We start from the raw sequence: 3562 nt of genomic DNA, 5'->3' as shown, positions 1-3562 counted from the left end.
ATCCGAAACAGATGGGGAAACAAAGCCAGACCCATCAACCCTAGTGAAGTCACTAAAATCAGGGCAAAAGTGGTAAAGTAAATTACTAGGTTCTCGTTTGCAAAAACTTTATTAATTTACACACAGTCAACCCTAGAAAACTGTAAAATGAAAGCCAACTTCTCAGCAAGACCCCAAAAATGGACTTACCCTTTACCTTACGGGTTGCTCCTAATGATTCTACTTTTGTTATGGTGTGGAAGCTGTAGTTCAAAAAAAGAGGATAGCTATTCCAATTGGGGCATTTATAAAGCCGATAATGCAAGTACCAGTTACTCGAAACTTGATCAAATCAACAAGGAAAATGTATCCCAACTTACTGTGGCCTGGGTTTTTGAACCCAATGACAGCATTACCGGGGACAGACCACAAAACAGTGAAAGCAACCCGATTGTCATAGATGATGTCTTGTACAGCACCTCTGCAAGAGGCCGACTATTTGCTATTGATGCCGCCAATGGAGAATTAAAATGGAGTTTTGATCCTTTTGATGGTGAGCGAGGAGGCGGAATCAAAAGAGGTGTAGCGTATTGGGAGGATGGAACAGACGAACGTATTCTTTTTACCGGTGGGGATAAACTTTTTGCTATTGATGCTTCTACCGGAATTCCAATCTCCTCTTTTGGAAACGAAGGTAAGGTGGACTTAAATGAAGGTATGCGTGGTGATCCGGATAAAATATCGGTGATCCCTACTTCACCGGGTATTATTTTCGAAGATTTATTAATCTTGGGCACTGAGGTTTCAGAGCTCTATGGTGCAGAGCCGGGGCATGTTAGGGCCTATAATGTACGATCTGGTGAGTTGGTTTGGACTTTTCATACGATCCCATTACCAGGACAAGTTGGCTATGAATCATGGCCAAAGGATGCATACAAGTATGCCGGTGGTGCCAACAGCTGGGGAGGTTTTAGTTTGGATGCTTTCCGTGGGATGGTCTTCTTTTCTACCGGATCCCCGGCTTACGATTATTATGGAGCAGACCGCAAAGGAAAAAACTTGTTTGGCAACTCCATAGTGGCCGTCGATGCCCGAACGGGCGCATACATCTGGCACTTTCAGACGGTACATCACGATCTTTGGGACTACGATTTGCCTGCACCTCCCAATTTGGTAACCGTAAAGCATGATGGCAAAAATATAGATGCCGTAGCCCAAACTTCCAAAGTAGGATTTCTTTATGTATTGGACCGAGAAACCGGAGAGTCTTTATTTCCAATCGAAGAAAGGCCTGTACCAGCTTCCGATGTTCCCGGTGAAGAAGCTTGGCCGACTCAGCCCTTTCCGCTAAAACCTGCACCCTATACCAAGCAATATTTGGACGAAACAGATCTTGCCAATTACTCGCCTTCCTCTCGGGATTCGTTGGTAAAATTATTTCGGTCTTATCGATATGAGGGACTTTTTACACCTCCATCCTTGAGAGGAACCTTACAGTTTCCCGGTTCACGAGGAGGATCAAGCTGGGGAGGTGCGGCTTTTGATCCTACTACCGGCCTTTTATATGTCAGGTCAAATGACTCACCGGAAATCATGCGAATGAAAAAAGTGGAGCCTGAAAATGCCATTACCAATCTTTCGGTTTACAAACAAGGAGAATCGATCTATTCCACTTATTGTGTCAGTTGTCATGGCAGGGACAAAAATGGAGATGAGCAAGGAAATCCTTCCCTAGTGGGATTAAAAGGTCGAATCAGCGAAGGTGATGTGATTAACAAAATAAAGCAAGGAGGTGGTAAAATGCCAAGCTTTTCCAGTGTAATAACTGATAAAACCAAGGAAGAAGCTATTTTGGCTTACCTCTTCGAGAATGAAAGCAAAGGAAGCCCCCAACAAGAAAAATCTTTGTTAGAAGAAATAAATAATAACCAAGGAGCATCACCATCCGGCCAAACCAAAGGCAGTCTTAGCAGGTACCTGAACCTTACAGCTTACGGGTATTTCAGAGATTCGAAGGGAAGACCGGGTATAAAACCACCTTGGGGAAAGCTACATGCAATTAATTTAAATACAGGAGACTTTGCCTGGAGTGTCCCTTTGGGCAATAAGCCTGAGCTACAAGAAGGTGTACAAGAGACGGGTGAAGCGGGTTCTGCCGGTCCCACAGTTACTGCTGGAGGACTTGTTTTTATAGCAGGAACTCGAGACAATAGATTCCGTGCTTTTGACAAAGATACAGGTGAAAAACGCTGGGAAATTAATTTACCCGGATTTGCCAATGCCAACCCAAGTACCTATAAAGTGGATGGTAAGCAATATGTTGTACTTTCTGTAGGGGGTAATTCGAAAAATACAGCCGGATCGGTAATGGCATTTTCATTGCCGGATTGATTAAAACAAAACATTTAGGCATTGTTTTCTAACTGCTTTCTATTAAGGGTTAAAATAAATTTTTGTCTTCTAAAATAGTTGTACCTACTATTGTGAGGGCTTTTTTAAAGCTAAAGCAATAAAAATTGTGTAAATTCAAATTCTAAACAACGCAAACATGAAAAAGAATATTTTAATTGGAGCAGGTGTAATTGTTTTAATTTTTATTATTTGGGTAATCTACGGATTATTTATAGCCACACCGGCAAGTCCTCTATCCACTACAACTTACAATGAAGGTGGATTGGAAATTACTGTTGATTACAGCCAACCATCCAAAAAAGGCAGGCTAATTTTTGGAGAAGCAGAAGACGATGCCCTACAACCATATGGTCAATATTGGCGATTAGGCGCCAATGCTGCCACAGAAATCAGTTTTAACAAAGATGTTGTCTTTGGTGGAAAGCCGTTGGAAGCAGGTACTTATAGGATGTATGCAGTTCCGGGCCCTGATGTATTTAAAGTCACCTTAAACAGTGAAGTTGATGTATTCTTTGGTGTAGCAGAACCTGATCATGAACTTGATGTTTTGACTGTAGAAGCACCCGTAGAGCAGAATCCTACGATTGTTGAGACTTTTACCATTGCCATTGAGTCTTCAGGACCCGGTGCAGTGATCAACTTTAAATGGGACGATGTGATCTTTACCATACCAGTAGCCCTTCAATAAACAATGGGCTTCTCCAAAAAGAAATGGCTGTGGTTGGCCTTTACAATATTGCTTTTTCTAGGATTTAGCTATTGGCTGATTGGTAAAATACAATATCGACTGCATGTAATGGACGTGGAAGCCTACGAACCTGTGTCTACTTTAAAGGTTCCGGAACATCTATTGACCCAAGCCAAATATCCATTCGTAGATGTTCACAATCATCAATTTACCATGCCCATCCAAAACCTTGATAAATTGGTGGCCGAAATGGATGAGCTTAATATGGCCGTAATGGTTAATTTGAGTGGTTTTAGGGGGAAGTACCTCGAATGGTCACTTGATAATGTCAACAAAAAGTATAGCGATCGTTTTGTACTTTTTATGAATATTGACTTTGAAAAATTGGATGATGAAGGTTGGCCGGAAAATTCTCTTGCTATAATGGAGAATGCCGTAAAAATGGGGGCCAAGGGACTAAAGGTTTATAAAAGCCTTGGTCTG

At 41.9% G+C, this 3562-nt stretch carries 2 protein-coding genes and 1 pseudogene; all 3 read left to right on the top strand.

What is annotated here, in order from left to right; all coding sequences use genetic code 11:
• Positions 1 to 147 precede the first annotated feature (147 nt).
• The gene (locus AAC037_RS21735) at positions 148 to 2370 is read left to right on the top strand and encodes a PQQ-binding-like beta-propeller repeat protein (protein ID WP_339905571.1); all 2223 of its coding nucleotides are present in this window, start codon (positions 148 to 150) and stop codon (positions 2368 to 2370) included.
• A 157-nt stretch (positions 2371 to 2527) separates the two neighbouring features.
• Complete coding sequence (locus AAC037_RS21730; RefSeq protein ID WP_339905569.1) at positions 2528 to 3079, top strand: DUF2911 domain-containing protein; 552 nt, start codon at positions 2528 to 2530, stop codon at positions 3077 to 3079.
• Positions 3080 to 3082: 3 nt separating this feature from the next.
• A pseudogene (locus AAC037_RS21725) lies at positions 3083 to 3562 on the top strand (amidohydrolase); the annotation flags it as partial.

The organism is uncultured Cyclobacterium sp., assembly GCF_963976465.1.
Taxonomy (GTDB): Bacteria; Bacteroidota; Bacteroidia; order Cytophagales; family Cyclobacteriaceae; genus Cyclobacterium.
This window is presented reverse-complemented; position numbering and strand designations above follow the sequence as displayed.

Coding starts and splice junctions, on each gene's coding strand:
- AAC037_RS21735 (WP_339905571.1), top strand. CDS start 148: ATGAAAGCCAACTTCTCAGCAAGACCCCAAAAATGGACTTACCCTTTA.
- AAC037_RS21730 (WP_339905569.1), top strand. CDS start 2,528: ATGAAAAAGAATATTTTAATTGGAGCAGGTGTAATTGTTTTAATTTTT.